This is a genomic window from Delftia sp. WSY_7 (assembly GCF_043104845.1).
GTDB classification, from domain to species: domain Bacteria; phylum Pseudomonadota; class Gammaproteobacteria; order Burkholderiales; family Burkholderiaceae_C; genus Comamonas; species Comamonas tsuruhatensis.
Map to the genome: position 1 here is coordinate 383606 of NZ_JBICLB010000034.1, position 16304 is coordinate 399909.

At 69.9% G+C, this 16304-nt stretch carries 14 protein-coding genes; 10 read left to right on the forward strand and 4 right to left on the reverse strand.

Annotation, left to right across the window (positions count from 1 at the left end; translation table 11 throughout):
- The first annotated feature begins 82 nt into the window (after nucleotides 1–82).
- Complete coding sequence (gene hmpA / locus ACF8ME_RS16590; protein ID WP_016446671.1) at nucleotides 83–1309, forward strand: NO-inducible flavohemoprotein; 1227 nt, start codon at nucleotides 83–85, stop codon at nucleotides 1307–1309.
- A 123-nt stretch (nucleotides 1310–1432) separates the two neighbouring features.
- Here hmpA and ACF8ME_RS16595 read toward each other — a convergent pair whose 3' ends face one another.
- Complete coding sequence (locus ACF8ME_RS16595; RefSeq protein ID WP_392417421.1) at nucleotides 1433–1690, reverse strand: DUF3297 family protein; 258 nt, start codon at nucleotides 1688–1690, stop codon at nucleotides 1433–1435.
- Between the two features lie 120 nt (nucleotides 1691–1810).
- On the opposite strand from ACF8ME_RS16595, the gene ACF8ME_RS16600 reads away from it, so the two are divergent.
- Nucleotides 1811–3115 (forward strand): DUF445 domain-containing protein, encoded by a 1305-nt coding sequence (locus ACF8ME_RS16600; RefSeq protein WP_016446669.1) that lies wholly within the window; start codon nucleotides 1811–1813, stop codon nucleotides 3113–3115.
- 123 nt (nucleotides 3116–3238) lie between these two features.
- Here ACF8ME_RS16600 and ACF8ME_RS16605 read toward each other — a convergent pair whose 3' ends face one another.
- Nucleotides 3239–3448, reverse strand: coding sequence for a hypothetical protein (locus tag ACF8ME_RS16605; RefSeq protein WP_392417423.1), 210 nt, complete (start codon nucleotides 3446–3448; stop codon nucleotides 3239–3241).
- On the opposite strand from ACF8ME_RS16605, the gene ACF8ME_RS16610 reads away from it, so the two are divergent.
- Complete coding sequence (locus tag ACF8ME_RS16610) at nucleotides 3447–5474, forward strand: ligand-gated channel protein (protein WP_392417425.1); 2028 nt, start codon at nucleotides 3447–3449, stop codon at nucleotides 5472–5474. The genes ACF8ME_RS16605 and ACF8ME_RS16610 overlap by 2 nt on opposite strands.
- A 122-nt stretch (nucleotides 5475–5596) precedes the next feature.
- A complete protein-coding gene (locus tag ACF8ME_RS16615; protein WP_392417427.1) occupies nucleotides 5597–6541 on the forward strand; it encodes a siderophore ABC transporter substrate-binding protein in 945 nt (314 codons plus the stop codon).
- Here ACF8ME_RS16615 and ACF8ME_RS16620 read toward each other — a convergent pair.
- Both ACF8ME_RS16620 and ACF8ME_RS16625 read right to left on the reverse strand, forming a co-directional pair.
- Nucleotides 6517–7518 carry an arsenic resistance protein gene (locus ACF8ME_RS16620; protein ID WP_392417428.1) on the reverse strand — a complete coding sequence of 334 codons (1002 nt, stop codon included), beginning with the start codon at nucleotides 7516–7518 and terminating at the stop codon, nucleotides 6517–6519. The two genes, ACF8ME_RS16615 and ACF8ME_RS16620, sit on opposite strands and share 25 nt — an antisense overlap.
- 127 nt (nucleotides 7519–7645) lie before the next feature.
- Nucleotides 7646–9328, reverse strand: coding sequence for a sigma-54 interaction domain-containing protein (locus ACF8ME_RS16625; RefSeq protein ID WP_392417430.1), 1683 nt, complete (start codon nucleotides 9326–9328; stop codon nucleotides 7646–7648).
- A gap of 222 nt (nucleotides 9329–9550) precedes the next feature.
- Between ACF8ME_RS16625 and ACF8ME_RS16630 the strand changes: the two genes are divergently transcribed.
- The 6 genes from ACF8ME_RS16630 to ACF8ME_RS16655 are packed head-to-tail and all read left to right on the forward strand — an operon-like array spanning nucleotide 9551 to nucleotide 16302.
- Entirely contained in the window at nucleotides 9551–11098 is a 1548-nt protein-coding gene (locus tag ACF8ME_RS16630; protein WP_392417431.1) for an acyl-CoA carboxylase subunit beta, read from the forward strand.
- A gap of 28 nt (nucleotides 11099–11126) precedes the next feature.
- A complete protein-coding gene (locus tag ACF8ME_RS16635) occupies nucleotides 11127–12146 on the forward strand; it encodes a tripartite tricarboxylate transporter substrate binding protein (protein ID WP_392417433.1) in 1020 nt (339 codons plus the stop codon).
- Between the two features lie 10 nt (nucleotides 12147–12156).
- Nucleotides 12157–14274, forward strand: a complete 2118-nt coding sequence (locus ACF8ME_RS16640; RefSeq protein ID WP_392417435.1) for an acetate--CoA ligase family protein — start codon at nucleotides 12157–12159, stop codon at nucleotides 14272–14274.
- The gene (locus ACF8ME_RS16645) at nucleotides 14271–15632 is read left to right on the forward strand and encodes an acetyl/propionyl/methylcrotonyl-CoA carboxylase subunit alpha (RefSeq protein ID WP_392417437.1); all 1362 of its coding nucleotides are present in this window, start codon (nucleotides 14271–14273) and stop codon (nucleotides 15630–15632) included. Before ACF8ME_RS16640 ends, ACF8ME_RS16645 begins: the two co-directional genes overlap by 4 nt.
- Nucleotides 15633–15643: 11 nt before the next feature.
- The gene (locus ACF8ME_RS16650; RefSeq protein ID WP_012203026.1) at nucleotides 15644–15868 is read left to right on the forward strand and encodes an acetyl-CoA carboxylase biotin carboxyl carrier protein subunit; all 225 of its coding nucleotides are present in this window, start codon (nucleotides 15644–15646) and stop codon (nucleotides 15866–15868) included.
- Entirely contained in the window at nucleotides 15865–16302 is a 438-nt protein-coding gene (locus tag ACF8ME_RS16655) for a PaaI family thioesterase (protein ID WP_154835963.1), read from the forward strand. The genes ACF8ME_RS16650 and ACF8ME_RS16655 overlap by 4 nt, the downstream gene beginning before the upstream one ends.
- Nucleotides 16303–16304 lie beyond the last annotated feature (2 nt).

Consider the following 16304-nt stretch of genomic DNA (forward strand, 5'->3'; position numbering starts at 1 on the left):
GGAGTCATATTGACGCATGAAACGCCAAGCCCTTGTTCTTCAAGGGTCGCGGGACTGGCACGGCCCTTGCCTTTGTCAAGGCATGTCCGGCATCGCACCGGGCATGTCCGTTCCCGTACCCAAGGAGTTTTCCGTGCTGACCGACCGCCAACGTGCCATCGTCCAATCCACCGTTCCGCTGCTTGAAACCGGCGGCGAAGCGCTGATCACGCATTTCTACCAAACCATGCTGGGCGAGTACCCCGAGGTGCGCGCCCTGTTCAACATGGCCCACCAGCAAAGCGGCGCCCAGCCGCGTGCCCTGGCCTACAGCGTGCTCATGTACGCCAGGCACATCGACCGGCTGGACGCCCTGGGCGACCTGCCCGCGCAGATCATCAACAAGCACGTTGCGCTGCAGGTGCAGCCCGAGCACTACCCCATCGTCGGCACCTGCCTGCTGCGCGCCATCCGCGAAGTGCTGGGCGCCGAGATCGCCACCGACGAGGTCATAGCCGCCTGGGGCGCCGCCTACCAGCAGCTGGCCGACATCCTGATCGGCGCCGAGCGCCAGGCCTATGACCGCACGGCGGCGGCCGAAGGCGGCTGGCGCGGCGAGCGCGCCTTCGTGGTCGAGGACAAGGTGCAGGAAAGCGCCGAGATCACGTCCTTCTACCTGGTGCCCGCCGACGGCGGCCCCGTGATCGCCCACCAACCCGGGCAGTACATCGGCCTGCGCCTGGTGGTGGACGGCCAGGAGCAGCGGCGCAACTACTCCCTGTCCGCACCTGCAGACGGGCGCAGCCTGCGCATCAGCGTCAAGCGCGAGGCGGGTGGCAAGGTCTCCAACTTCCTGCACGACCGGGTCCGGGTCGGCGACACGCTGCAGCTGTTCCCGCCCGCAGGCCACTTCACGCTGCAGCCCGGCGAGCGCCCGCTGGTGCTGATCAGCGGCGGCGTGGGCATCACGCCGACCCTGCCCATGCTGGACGCGGCCTTGCCGACCCGGCGGCCCGTGGTCTTCATCCACTGCGCACGCGAGCGCGGGGTGCATGCCTTCCGCGAGCATGTGGATGCGCTGGCTGCCGTGCATCCGCAGCTCACCCGTTATTACTGCTATGACCGGGCGGAGGAGGGCGATGGGGTCGATGCGCAGGGCCTGCTGACCGCCCGCCAGCTGGGTGAATGGCTGCCCGCCGTGGATGCCGATGTCTACTTCCTGGGGCCTCGGCCGTTCATGCGGTCGGTGAAGGAATCGTTGAAGGCCCTGGGGGTGCCGCAGGAGCAGGTGCGGTATGAGTTTTTTGGGCCGGCCGAGGCGCTCCAGTAGGCTTTGCCGGAGCCTGCCCTGGGTGGTTCCTGGCTCTGCCGCACCCCTGGCATGCCTTTGTCGCGCCCTTGTCGCGCCCCTTGTAGCACCTCTGTGGCAAGAGGCGCGACAAGGTCCGAAGGCTCAGCGGTAGAAGGCTTGCACGGTGCCCTTGAGCTTGATCAGCAAGGGCCTGCCCTTGCGATCCACCGTCTTGCCCGCGGGCACCTTGATCCATCCCTCGCTCACGCAATACTCCTCCACGTCGAACCGCTCCTTGCCGTTGAAGCGGATGCCGATGTCGTACTCGAACACGGCCGCCACGTGGTGCGGGCTGCGCGGGTCGATGGACAGGTGGTCGGGCAGGGCGGGGCGCTCGGCGGATGCGTTGGCGTCGGTCATGGTCTTGTTCTCGCAAGAGGGTTCTGAAGAAAGCCGGTATTGTCCGCGCAATCCGGGCTCAGGCGCTGGCTGACAGGCATTGGCGGCAGGCATCGCCACGCGGGGCCCGGCGGGCGTCGTATGCTGCGCTCCATGCTGTCGCCAGAGCAACGTCAAACACTGAAGTCGGCCAAGCGCCTGCCGCTGGCGTTGCTGCTGCTCATGGCGCTGGGCTTCGTGGCCTCGTCGGTGGCGGCAGCGCACTGGCAGCAGGTGCCGCTGTGGCTGGCCTGCATCAAGGCCGTGACCGAGGCCTCGCTGGTCGGCGCGCTGGCCGACTGGTTTGCAGTGTCTGCCCTGTTCCGGCACATTCCGCTGCCCGTGGTCGGGCGCCACACGGCCATCATTCCGCGCAACAAGGACCGCATCGGGCTGAACCTGGCGAATTTCGTGCGCGACAAGTTCCTGGACGGGCCTTCGCTGGTGGCGCTGATCGAGCGCCACGATCCCGCGCGCGTGCTGGCGGGCTGGCTGACCTCACCGGCCAACAGCACGCTGCTGGGGCGGCAGGTGGCGCGGCTGGCGCTGGCGGCGCTGGAGATGGTGCAGGACCGGCAGGTGGAGCGCTTTCTCTCGCACTCGTTCAAGGCCTTGCTGGAGCATCTGGACCTGCCCCGCGCGGCGGCGGACCTGCTGTCGGGCCTGACCCAGGACGGGCGCCACCAGGCCGTGCTCGACGATGTGCTGGCGCGCGTCAGCGGCGTGCTGCGCGAATCCGAGACCCATGTGCTGATCGCCCGGACCATCGTGCTGTGGCTCAAGCGCGAGCATCCGCTCAAGGAAAAGATGCTGCCTACGGACTGGCTCGGCGACAAGGGTGCCACGGCCATCGCCGGGGCGCTGGACAGCCTGCTGCAGGACATCGCCAGCGATCCCGGGCACCACATGCGCAAGGCGTTCGATGCCTCCGTGCAGCGGCTGATTGACCGGCTGCAGTCCGACCCGGCCATGGCCGATCGCGCCGAGCGCCTGCGCGACTACCTGCTGCACGACGAGAAGCTGGCCGGCTACCTGCGTTCGCTGTGGCTGGGCCTGCGCGCCAGGCTGCAGGCGGACCTGGCCAACGAGCATTCGCAGGTGGCGCGCAAGACCGCCGCCATGGGCCGCTGGCTGGGCCAGTCGCTGGCGCACGACGAGGCGCTGCGCCACTCCATGAACGAACGCCTCAAGCGCTGGGCCCAGGCGCTGGCGCCCGATGTCTCGCAGTTCCTGGCCCAGCACATCGCCGACACCGTGCGGCGCTGGGATGCGCGCGAGCTGTCCGAGCTGATCGAGCTGCACATCGGCAAGGACCTGCAGTACATCCGCATCAATGGCACCGTGGTCGGTGGTGCCGTGGGGCTGCTGCTGTTCCTGGTCTCCAATGCGGGGCGGCTGTGGTCCTGATCTTCGTATCAGGATGTTGCCTGCCGGCCACATCGGGCCAACTTTACAAAGCCGCCGTGTTCGCCGGAACGCCGTGAATCGGGCCGGGCGCTGCACGCGCCCGGGCACTGGCGGCCCTGCATGTCATTGATGAACAAGGCAACATTCAGCATCCTGAATGAATTGCTCACAGATCGGCCCGCTTGTAAAGAAAAACAGCAGCTGCGCTGCCGTCGGCCAGGCCGTTGTCGTCGGGAAAATAAAATAAGAACGATTCGCACTCATCAAAACAACAGAGCGGATGCGCACCCCGGTCGTTCGACCGTCCGTGATTCTTCTTGCGAGCTTTCCCATGCACAACTGCACAGCCCCCGCGGCGGGCCGTGGCTTTGCCCTGTCCGCCCTTTGCACCTCCCTGCGTGCTTCGTTTCCCTCCACCGTCGCTCCCCTGCGCCGCACCGCGCTGGGCGCCTGCCTGGGCCTGCTGGCCTCGGGCAGCGCGCTGGCCCAGGCAGCAGACGGGGCCGCGCTGGAAACCCTGGTCGTGACGGCCAGCGGCTTCGAGCAGGAGATCAGCCAGGCGCCGGCCTCGATCTCGGTGATCACGCGCCAGGAACTGGAGCAGGGCGCCTACCGCAACCTGCACGATGCCCTGCGCGATGTGCCCGGCGTGATCCTCACGCCCTCGGACAACAACTCCAACGACATCTCGTTGCGCGGCATGGGCGCCAACTACACCCTGATCCTGGTGGACGGCAAGCGCATGAGCACGCGCGAGACCCAGACCAACGGCAGCACGGGCACGGACCAGAGCTGGATTCCGCCGCTGGAGGCCATCGAGCGCATCGAGGTGGTGCGCGGCCCCATGTCCTCGCTGTACGGCTCGGACGCCATGGGCGGCGTGATCAACGTCATCACGCGCAAGGTGGCGAAGAACTGGCATGGCTCGGTGCGCGCCGACGCCACGCTGCAGGAGCGCTCCACCTCGGGCGATGCCTACCAGACCAACTTCTACCTGTCAGGCCCGATCAAGACCGACCTGCTGGGCCTGAGCCTGTACGGCAACTACGGCAAGCGCGACCAGGACCGCATCTACCAGGGCTACAACAAGAGCGACAACCGTTCGCTGAACCTGCGCCTGGCGCTGACCCCCAGCAAGGACCACGACCTGATCGCCGAGATCGGCACTTCGCGCCAGCACTTCGTTTCGTCGCCTGGCATGACCCTGCTGCCCACCGATGCGCCCAGCGACCGCAAGTTCGAGCGCGAGAACTACTCGCTGCAGCACAAGGGCCGCTGGGGCTGGGCTTCCTCCGACACCTATCTGCAGCGCGAGGAAACGCGCAACCTGTCGCGCGACATGACCATCAGGAACACGGTGTTCAACAGCAGCTGGGTGGCGCCGCTGGGCCGCCAGCACCTGCTGACCACGGGCGTGTACTACAACCAGCAGGACCTGCGCGACACGACGACCAATACGCTGCCGGGCTCGGCGCGCACCACGGCCGATCGCACGCAGTACGCCTGGTTCGCCGAGGACGAGTGGCGCCTGCGCGAGAACTTCGCCCTGACCGGCGGCCTGCGCTACGACCACGACAGCAAGGGCGGATCGCAATGGAGCCCGCGCCTGTACGGCGTGTGGAACCTCGACGCGCAATGGACCGTCAAGGGCGGCGTGTCCACCGGCTTTCGCGCGCCCTCGCTGCGCCAGACCCTGGGCGACTGGGGCCAGTCCAGCCGCGGCGGCAACATCTACGGCAACCCCGACCTGAAGCCCGAAACCTCGCTGAGCAAGGAACTGGGCGTGCTCTACAACAACGGCGCCGGCCTGTCGGCAGGCCTGACGGTGTTCGACAACGAGTTCAACGACAAGATCACGCGCATCGCCTGCCCCGAGTGCGGACCGGCCAATTCCTCGGGCAACACGCCCACCACCAACGTCAATATCGACAAGGCCATCACGCGCGGCGTCGAAGCCACGTTCAAGGCCCCGCTGGCGCGCACGCTGGACCTGAGCAGCAGCTACACCTTCACCAAGTCCGAGCAAAAGAGCGGCGAGTTCGCGGGGCAGCCGCTGAGCCAGCTGCCGCGCCACATGCTCAACCTGGCGCTGAACTGGAAGCCTTCGCAGCAATGGGCGGGCTGGGCCAAGCTGTCCTACCGGGGCAAGGAAAGCCAGCCCACGGGCGGCCGTTCGGCGCGCACCTGGGTAGCCGGCAGCTATGCCATGTTCGACATGGGCGGCTCCTACAACTACAGCAAGGACGTGACCTTCTACGCAGGCATCTACAACCTGTTCGACAAGGACGTGTACTACGAGGACTACGCCACGGTGCAGGACGGCCGGCGCTACTGGATCGGCATGAACGTGAAGTTCTAGGCATCCCGGCCGCAAGGGCGGCCGCTGCCCGTGGCCTGCGGATCGGGCCGCGCCGCTTCCCGGCGCGGCACCCGCCTCCGGAGGCCGGAACTCCTTTCATTTTTTTCCTGGGATTCTTTGCCATGACCTTCGATATCACGCGCCGTGCGGCGGCGCTGGCCCTGCCGGCCTTGTTCCTGGGGACTGCGGTGGCGGCCCCGCTGTCCGTGCGGCATGCCGGGGGAATGACCAGCCTGCCCGGCGCACCCCGGCGCGCGGTGGTTTATGACCTGGGGGCGCTGGATGCACTGCATGCGCTGGGCGTGCCCGCGTCGGCGGTCGCAGGCGTGCCCCGGGCGCAGCTGCCCCGGTACCTGGACAGCTTCGCGCAGCGGCCTGCGGCGGGCGGGCTGTTCGAGCCCGACTACGAGGCGCTGAGCCGGCTGGCGCCCGACCTGATCGTCGTGGGCGGGCGCTCGGCCGGCAAGGCCGAGGTGCTGGGACGCATCGCGCCCACGCTGGACCTGAGCGTCAGCGGCAAGCACATGCTGGCCGATATCGAACGCAACATCGCCACGCTGGCGCTGCTGTTCGGCCGCCAGGCGCAGGGCCGTGCGCTGGTGCAGCGCATCCACGCCGAGCTGCAGGGCCTGCGTGCCCAGGCCTCGCAGGCCGCGCCGGGCCTGCTGCTGATGGCCGTGAACGACAAGCTCCTGCCGCAGGCGCCGGGATCGCGCTTCGGCTTTCTGTTCGATGTGTTCGGCGCGCGCTCGGCGCTATCGGCTGCGCAACTGCCAGCCCGCGGCACCGCCTACGGCTTCGATGATGTGGCGCGGCTGGGCCCCGAGTGGATCTACGTCATCGACCGCAACACGGCCACGGGCCAGGCGGCAGGCGGCGGCGAGATCATGGCTTCACGCAAGGTGTTCGACAACGCGCGGATCCACGCCACGGCGGCCGGCCGCAAGGGGCAGGTCGTCTTCCTCGATCCCAAGGGCTGGTACCTGATGGGCAGCGCCGGGCCGACGGCGCTGCTGGACAACATGGCGCAGCTGCGCCAGGCCTATGGCGCGGCGTCATCGCGTTGACCGCGGGCCAGGGCCGGCTCCCGGTCCCGGCCCCACAGCGCAATCACGCGCACATAGGCCAGCTCGGCCAGCAGCTCCACCAGCGTCTGCGTGACGATGACGGCCGGCAGCACGGGAATGGCGCCAGGCACGGCCAGGGCCAGCGGCAGCACGACCAGGGAGTTGCGCGTGCCCGCGCTGAACGCGACGGCGCGGCCCGAGGCTGCCGGGAGCCGAAAGGCGCGCGCCACCAGCCAGCCCAGTGCGGGTGCCGCCACCGCAAAGGCCGCATAGACGGGCACCATGCTCCAGGCGGCCTGCGTGGCCGGGCCCAATTGGGGCAGCACGGAGGCGATCACCACGAACAGCACCAGCGCGGTGGCCGGCACGGGCAGCAGGCCCAGCCATGCCGAGGCGCTGGCCCCGCGACGGCTGCGTGCCGCCCACCACTGGGTGGCAGCGGCCAGGGCCAGCGGCACGGCGATCAGCCACACGAACGCATGCAGGAAAGGCCCCGCCTGGACCAGCCGCGCCGCATCGTCGCCCAGGAACAGGCCCAGGTAGCCGGGCAGGGCCAGCATCTGCGCGATCAGCAGGGCCGGCGTGGCCGCCAGCAGCAGGCGCGCATCGGCGCGTCCCAGGTGGGAGAAGGTGACCACGTAGTCGATGCAGGGCGCCAGCAGCACCAGCAGCGCGCCCAGGCGCAGCAGGGGGGCGGCGGGCAGGAACTGCAGCAGGGCCCAGACCAGCAGCGGCACCACGATGAAGTTGGCCACCATCAGCGCGGCCAGGAAGCGCACCTGGCCGAAGGCGCGCCGCAGCTCGGCCACGGGCACCTGCAAGAAGGTCACATAGAGCATCAGTGCCAGCGCGGGGTTGATGGCACGCTCCAGCACGCCCGTGCCGGGCAGCGCCCAGGCGGCAACTGCGGCCAGGGCCACGGCGGCGAAGTAGATGGGGATCTGGCGCTGTTCGAGCGCGTCTCGGGTGTCTTGCATTCAGGAGGCCGATGGCGGCGGGTACGGGGCGGGTACGCGGATGTGGGGCGGATGTGGGGCGCCTAGTATGGCAACGGCACAGCCGGCCCGCTGCTTCATTCCCCTGCTGGCCCTGGGCCCGCAGGGATCAGCCCTGGTTTGCCGCGCCCAGCACCTTGTACAGATAGGAGCGCGAGATGCCCAGCTCCTGCGCGGCCAGCTTCTTGTTGCCGCCGCAGCGTGCGATGGCGTCGAGGATGGCGTTGCGCTCCTGGTCCTTGAGCGGGGCCACGGCGCCGGTGGAGGGCATGTCGGCCTCGGCAACGGGTGAAGGTCGCGCGCCGGCCAGCGGGTCCTCGTGGCGCGCGAAGTTGTCCACGCCCAGCAGGTGGCCGTCGCAGAACACCAGGGCCTCTTCCACGCGCTGGCGCAGCTGGCGCACATTGCCGGGCCAGGCCTGCCGGGCCAGGTAGGGCATGACGCCGGGCGCGATGCGCGGCAGCGCGATGCCGTTGCGCTCGCAGAACGACTGGGCAAAGCGCTGCACCAGGGCCGGGATGTCCTCCAGGCGCTGGCGCAGGGCGGGCACATGCAGCACCACGCCGCTGAGGCGGTAGAACAGGTCCAGCCGGAAGCGGCCGCTGTCGATGAGGCCGCGCAGGTCGCGGTGCGTGGCGGCCACGATGCGGAAGTTCACCTGCCGGCCGCTGTGCGCGCCCAGGCGCTGCACCTGGCGGTCCTCCAGCACGCGCAGCAGCTTGACCTGGATTTCCATGGGAATGTCGGCCACCTCGTCGAGGAAGAGCGTGCCGCCCTCGGCCTGCTCCAGCTTGCCGGGCTGGCCCTGCCTGCGCCCGCCCGTGAAGGCGCCGGCCTCGTAGCCGAACAGCTCGGACTCGATCAGCGTGGCCGGCAGCGCCGCGAGGTTGAGGCTGACCAGGGGCGCGTCGGCATCGCGCCCGCGCGCATGCAGGGCCTGGGCCACCAGTTCCTTGCCGCTGCCGCTCTCGCCCAGGATGAGCACGGGCACGTCCAACCGCGCCACGGCGTCGATCTCGCGGGCCAGCCTTTGCATGGGGGCACTGGCGCCCACCATCTGCGCCGTGGGCGTGCCGCCGCGCAACTGGCTCAGTTCGCGCTTGTAGTGCTGCACCTCGTCATGCAGCTGGTTCAGCCGCTGCTGCATGCGGTTGAGTGCCTCCACGCCGCTGAAGCTGACCTGGCCCACGGCGCCCACCACGGCGCCGCCCTCGTAGACCGGCATGCGGTTGACGATGCGGCTCACGCCAGGCCCCAGCTGCTGCAGGTCGCCGATCTCGGCCCGGCCGCTGCGCACCACGTGGGGCAGGCGCGAGTTGGGGATCACGTCCTCGGCGCGCCGGCCCGCGGCCGTGCCGGGCGCCAGGCCGAAGAACTTCTCGTGCACGGGGCTGATGTAGCGCATCAGCCCTTCATGGTCGGCCACCGTGATCGCCTGGTACGGGTTGGTCAGGAACATGTTGAGGATGGCGAAGGCGAAGGGCACGCTGGCCACCATGTCGAACAGCGCCGCCGCCTCGTCGGCCGGGCGCAGCAGGGCGACCTCGCCCTCGGCATCGGCCAGCACCACGGCCACATGGCGGGCCACCGTGCCGCGCGGGCCCGGTGTTTCCACGTGCAGCAGCTGGCCATGGCCGATGGGGTTGTGCCCGTCGCCGTGCGCGCGGGCCAGGGCCTCGGTGACGGCTGCATGCAGCAGCGGCTCCTGCGCCAGGCCCAGCCGCGCCACGGGCTCGGGCGAGTCGCGTCGCCAGACGAGAACGCCGAATCGGTGGTCGGGGGAGCTGGACATGGGCATGGCGGGCAGTGGCTGGGGTGAACGCACTCTAGCGGCGCGCAGGCCACGGGTCTGTCCCCGTGGTGTCTCCATTGAAGACAGTACCCAACCCGTGTCTTCGAGGTTGTCCTTGATGTGGACACGTGAAGGTCGACTGTGGAAAAAATCCTTTGAATTCAACGCACTGCGTTCTGGCACGCCTTGTGCATCTCCACAGGCACAAGGAGACACGACGACATGAGCTGGCAACCCGAAGTGGACGAGATCGCATACCGCCGCGCACTGGCGGCCAAACTGGGCGGAGAGGACAAGGTGGCGCGGCACAAGGCCGCCGGCAAGCTCACGGTGCGCGAGCGCATCGATGCCTGCACGGACGCGCAGTCCTTCGTGGAGGTGGGCTCGCTCACCGGCTCGGGCCAGTACGACAGCCTGGGCAGGCTGACGGACTTCACGCCCTCCAACCTCATCATGGGGCGGGCGCGCGTGGGCGGGCGGCCCGTGGTCGTGGTGGGCGACGATTTCACGGTGCGCGGCGGCGCCAACGACGGCGCCGTGGGCGACAAGCTGATCTTTGCCGAGAAGATGGCGCACGACCTGCGCCTGCCCATGGTGCGCCTGGTGGACGGCACGGGCGGCGGCGGCTCGGTGCGCAACATCGAGACCAAGGGCTACACCAGCGTGCCCACCATGAAGGTCTGGAGCCAGGTGGTGCAGAACCTGTCCACCGTGCCCGTGGTCTCGCTGGCCCTGGGCTCGGTGGCCGGCATGGGCGCGGCGCGCGTGGCCTCCAGCCATTACTCGGTGATGGTCAGGGAGACCGCCCAGCTGTTCAATGCCGGCCCGCCCGTGGTGGCGCGCATCGGCCAGAACGTGACCAAGAACGAGCTGGGCGGCAGCCAGGTGCACACGCGCAACGGCGTGGTCGATGACGAGGTGACCACCGAGCAGGAGGCCTTCGAGCGCGTGCGCCGCTTCCTGTCCTACCTGCCATCGTCGGTGTACGAGCTGCCTGCGCGCACCGCGCCGCAGGACGATCCGCGGCGGCGCGACGAATGGCTGCTGTCGGCCATTCCGCGTGATGGCCGCAAGGTCTACAAGATCCGGCCCATCGTCGAATGCCTGGTCGATGAGGGCTCCTTCCTGGAGACGGGCCGCCACTGGGGTCGGGCCATCGTCACCGGGCTGGCGCGCATCGACGGCTGGCCCGTGGCCGTGGTGGCCAGCGACCCGTACTTCTACGGCGGCGGCTGGGACGGTCCCTCGGCCGAGAAGTTCACGCGCTTCGTGGACATGGCCCAGACCTTCCACCTGCCCGTGGTCAACCTGGTGGACATCGCGGGCTTCCAGATCGGCGTGGAGGCCGAGAAGGCCGGCGTCATGCGCTACGGCGTGCGCGCCCTGGCCGCCGTCTACCAGGCCACCGTGCCCTGGTGCAGCATCCTCATCCGCCGCGCCTACGGCGTGGCGGCGGCCGGCCACCAGCACATGGGCCGCTTCAACTTCCGCTATGCCTGGCCCTCGGCCAACTGGGGCTCGCTGCCCATCGAGGGCGGGCTGGAGGTGGCCTACAAGGCCGAGATCGAAGGCGCCGACGACCCCGTGCAAAAGCGCGCCGAGATCGAGCAGCGCGTGCGCAGCCTGACCTCGCCCTTCCGCACGGCCGAGGCCTTCGGCATCGACGAGGTGATCGATCCGCGCGACACGCGCGCCCTGCTCAGCGAATTCGTGGAACTGGCCGCGCCGCTGCGCGAGGCCGGAGCGCCGCAGTTCGGCCTGCGGCCCTGAACGCATAAAAACCCAAGGAGACAAAGCAATGGCAACCAGACAACCGCGCGCGCCCTCGCGCCGCACCGCCCTGGCCCTGTGCCTGGCGCCGTGCCTGACCATCTGCGCCGCGACGGCGGCCCAGGCCCAGGCCCCCCAGGAGGACAAGTGGCCCACGCGCCCCGTGCGCATCGTGGTCGGCTTTCCTGCAGGCTCGTTCACCGACACCATTGCACGCGCGCTGTCCGAGCCGCTGAGCAAGTCGCTGCGCCAGCCCGTGGTGGTGGAGAACAAGCCCGGCGCCAACGGCGCCATCGGCGTGGGCGAGGTGGCGCGCGCCGCGCCCGACGGCTACACCCTGCTGGTCACCAACTCCAGCAGCATCACCATCAACCCCCAGATCTACAAGAAGATCACCTACCGCGCCAAGGACTTCGCGCCCATCACCATGGTGCTGGATGCGCCCTTCATCCTCACCGTCAACCCCGAGTGGGCGCAGAAGCACCAGATCCGCTCGGCCAAGGATGTGATCGCCTTCGCCAAGGGCCATCCCGACAAGCTCAGCTACGGCTCGGCCGGCCCCGGCAACATCGCCCACCTGGCCTATGCGGCCTGGAGCAACCGCACGGGCGTGAAGACCACGCATGTGCCCTACAAGAGCGCATCGCAGGCGCAGATGGCTGTGCTCAGCGGCGAGCTGGACACGCAGTTCGACACCTGGAGCGCGCTGCCCCACATCGCCAGCGGCAAGCTCGTGGCGCTGGCCGTCACCGCGCCCCGGCGCATGCAGCAGCTGCCCGAGGTGCCCACCATGGCCGAGGCCGGCTATGCCGATTTCGACGTCACCTTCTGGGCCGGCCTGCTGGCGCCCGCGGGCACGCCGCCGGCCATCGTCAACCGGCTCTACGAGGCCTCCAGGGGCGTGCTGCAGGACGCACGCATCCGCGCCGTGCTCAGCAGCCAGGGCGAGCCCGTGATGATGCCGCCCGCGCCGTTCGGCCAGCGCATCGCCAAGGAAGTGGCCGACTGGGGGCAAGTGATCCAGCGCGAAGCCTTGTCTTTGGATTGATGAGGTACGCATGTCTCTGTTGCAAGCACTGAACCCCCGCTCCGTCGCCATCCTCGGCGCCTCCGACAACCCCATCAAGGCCGGTGGCCGGCCCATCGATTACCTGCGGCGCCACGGTTTCGCGGGCCGCATCCTGCCCGTCAATCCCAAGCGCGCCGAGGTCCAGGGCCTGGCTGCCTACCCCTCGCTGCGCGCGCTGCCAGAGGCGCCCGATGCCGTGGTCATCAGCCTGCCCGGCGAGGACGTGGCCGCCGCCATCGACGACTGCGTGGCCGTGGGCGCGCGCCTGGCCGTGATCTATTCGTCCGGCTTTGCGGAGCTGGGCGAGGACGGTCGCCTGCAGCAGGCCGACCTGGTGGCGCGGGCGCGCCGGGCGCCAGGCGGCGGGCTGCGCCTGTTCGGCCCCAACTGCCAGGGCGTGGCCAACTTCGCCGCGGGCGCCATCCTCAACTTCTCGACCATGATCAACGAGAACGCGCCGGCCGACGGCCCCGTGGCCATCGTCAGCCAGAGCGGTGCGGGCGCGGCCATTCTCTACGGCGGCCTGCGCCGCGCGGGCATCGGCGTGCGCTACATGCTGTCCACGGGCAACGAGGCCGATGTCTGTGCCGCCGAGGCCGTGCGCGCCGTGGTCGAGGACGAAGGCATCCGCCTGGTCGTGCTCTACATCGAGACGCTGCGGCAAAGCGCCTGGCTGGCCGAGGCCGCGCGCCTGGCGCATGCGCGCGGCGTCACCATCCTGGCCGTGAAGGCCGGCCGCACGCGCGCAGGCCAGGCCACGGCCAGCTCGCACACGGGCGCGCTGGCGGCCGAGGACGCGCTGGCCGATGCCTTCCTGCGCCAGCACGGCATACCGCGCCTGGCCGACTTCCGCGAGCTGATCGACTACGCGCCGCTGTTCCTGTCCCAGCCCGCGCCGCGCGGTCGCCGCGTGGTCAGCATCAGCAATTCGGGCGCCACCTGCGTGCTGTCGGCCGACGCGGCCGAGGAATACGGACTGGCCCTGGAGCCGTTCGATGCCGCCACGCTGGACGGCCTGTCCCAGGCCCTGCCGTCCTATGTCACGGCGCGCAATCCCATCGACATGACCACGGCCCTGCTGGGCAGGCCGCAGACCTTTGGCGACACGCTGCGGGCCTTGTCGGGCAGCGGTGCGGCGGACCTCGTTCACGTGGGCTTCCCGATCGGCGGCGAGGGCTATGACTTCGCCGACTTCGCGGGCCAGGCCAGCCGCTTTGCGCGCGATACCGGCGTGCCCATTGCGGTCAGCGTCAACCAGGACTGGGTGGCCCAGGCCTTCCAGGCCCAGGGCGTGCCCACCTTCTGGAGCGAACGCGCCGCCATGCGCGGCCTGGCGCTGCTGGCCGAGCAGGCCGGCGGCAGGCAGGCACAGGCGCCGTCTGCCGAGGCATCGGTGCCGATGGCGGCCTCCAGCTCCCTCACGCTGGTTGCGCTGGACGAGCCCTCCAGCCTGTCCGAACTCGCCCGCGCCGGCCTGCCGGTGATGCGCCATCTGGTCTGCAGGAGCGAGGACGAGGTGCGTGCCGCCATCGAGTCCCTGCCACGGCCCCTGGTGGCCAAGGGCGTGTCCGCCGATCTCCCGCACAAGTCCGAGCATGGCCTGGTGCGGCTCAACATCCGCGAGGCGGAGCAGGCGCTGCAGGCCTTTGGCGACTTCGCCGCCACGCTGGCCCGCCTGGGCGCGGCCGATGGCGGCCTGCTGCTGGGCGCCCAGCACAAGGCCGACTTCGAGCTGGCGCTGGGTGCCCATGTGGATGCCGAGTTCGGCGTGGTGGTCATGGTCGGCCAGGGCGGCGTGCTGGTGGAGGCGCTCAGGGACGTGCAGTTCCTCGTGGCTCCCTTCAGTGCGCGGCAGGCGCTGGATGCCCTTGCGCGCCTGTCCATCGCCCCGGCCTTTGGGGCCGTGCGCGGCATGCCGGCCGTGGAGCTGGACGCCGTGGCCGCCATGATGGTGAGGCTGGGCGACTGGATGCTGGCCCAGGGCGGGCGCGTGCAGTCGGTCGATGCCAATCCCGTGCTCGTGGCGCGCGGCGCGCAGGCGCCGGTCATCGTCGATGCGGTGGTGGCCGTGGCCGCTGCGCCAGCTGCGCTCTCGGAGGCGGCATGAGCGGCGCCCCGCACCCCATCCGCCGCGTGCTGGTCGCCAACCGGGGCGCCGTGGCCGCGCGCGTGATCCGCACGCTGCGGCGCATGGGCCTCGAATCCGTGGCCGTGTACTCCGAGGCCGATGCCGGCCTGCCCTATGTGCGCGCGGCCGACCAGGCCGTGTGCATAGGCCCTGCGCCCGCCGCGCAAAGCTATCTGGACCAGGCGCGGCTGCTGCAGGTGGCGCGCGAGACCGGCGCCGATGCCGTGCACCCGGGCTACGGCTTTCTCTCCGAGAACGCGGAGTTCGCCGAGGCCGTGCGGCGCCAGGGCCTGTGCTTCATCGGCCCCTCGCCGCACTGGATACGCACGCTGGGCCACAAGACCCAGGCGCGGGCCTTCATGGCCGCCCAGGGCATGCCGCAGGCGGCCAGCTCGGCCGTGCTGCACAGCGTGCAGGAGGCGCAGGCCGAGGCGGCGCGCATCGGCTTTCCCGTGCTGGTCAAGCCCGCAGGCGGGGGCGGCGGCATCGGCATGCTGCCCGCGCACGATGCACCGCAGCTGGAGGCCGCCTGGTCCAAGGCCAGCGGCATGGCCGCCAAGTACTTCGGCACGGCCGAGCTGTACCTGGAAAAGCTGATCGAGGCGCCGCGCCACATCGAGTTCCAGGTGCTGGCCGACCGCCATGGCGAGGTGCGCGTGCTGTTCGAGCGCGACTGCTCGGTGCAGCGCCGCCACCAGAAGGTGGTGGAAGAGGCCCGCTCCGCAGGCATTCCCGCGCAGGCCCTGGCCGACATGCGGCAACTGCTGGCCGGCCTGCTGGCGCGCACGGGCTATGACGTGATCGGCACCGTGGAGATGCTCTACACGCCGCAGCACGGCTTTGTCTTCCTGGAGATGAACACGCGGCTGCAGGTCGAGCATGCGGTGACCGAGGAGATCACGGGCATCGACATCGTCGAGGCCCAGATCCGCCTGGCCGCCGGCGAGCGCATGGGCGACGTGCTGCCCGCCGAACCCGTGGCCAGCGGCCATGCCATCGAGGCGCGCATCTATGCCGAAGACCCCCTGCGCTTCCTGCCCTCGCCGGGGCGCCTGGACCGATTCGAGATGCCCCAGGGCGAAGGCCTGCGCGTGGAGACCGGCTATGCCCAGGGCTGCAGCGTCACGCCCTTCTACGACCCCATGGTCGCCAAGCTCGTGGCCCATGGCAGCGACCGCGCCCAGGCCATCGCACGGCTGCGCCAGGCGCTGGCGCAGACCCGCATCGAGGGCGTGAAGACCAACATCCCCTTCATCGAACGCATCCTGGGCCACGCCGATTTCCTGGACCTGCGCATCGACACCGGCATCGCCCAGCGCGTGCTGGCCCACCTTTGAAAGCCCTACCCATGACCACCACCCCGAACATGATCACAAGCCCCATCGCCGGCCTCGTGGCCGCTGTGGAAGCCGCCGAAGGCGGCACCGTCGCCCTGGGCGACACCCTCATCATCGTGGAGTCCATGAAGATGGAGATTCCCGTGGAAAGCGAGGTGGCAGGCGTCGTGCGCCGCATGCTCGTGGCCGTGGGCGAGCCGGTGGCCGAAGGCCAGGCGATTGCGGAGATCGGATGAACGCCGTTGGAATCTCCACCACCCCGGACCTGGAGGCCGCCGCGCTGGCGCGCGGCTACTTCGGCATCGACGTGCCCTTCATGTCCCATATCGGCCTGGAGCCCGTGAGCCTGGCGCCCGGCCTGGCGCGCACGCGGCTGCCCATGCGCCCGCACCTGGCCAACAGTCGGGGGCATGGCCATGGCGGTGCGCTGATGAGCGCGCTGGACTTCACGCTGAGCGCGGCCGCGCGCTCGTCCAACCCGCTGGGGCTGGGCGTGGTGACCATCGAGATGAGCACGCATTTCCTGGCATCGGCCACCACCGACCTGCTGATCGAGGCCCGCGTGCTGCGCGCAGGCGCGCGCACCGTGTTCTGCGAGGGCGATGTGCTGGACAGCGCGGGCCAGGCCGTGTGCACGGCGCGGGCCGTGTTCAAGCTGATCGCGCTGTAGCC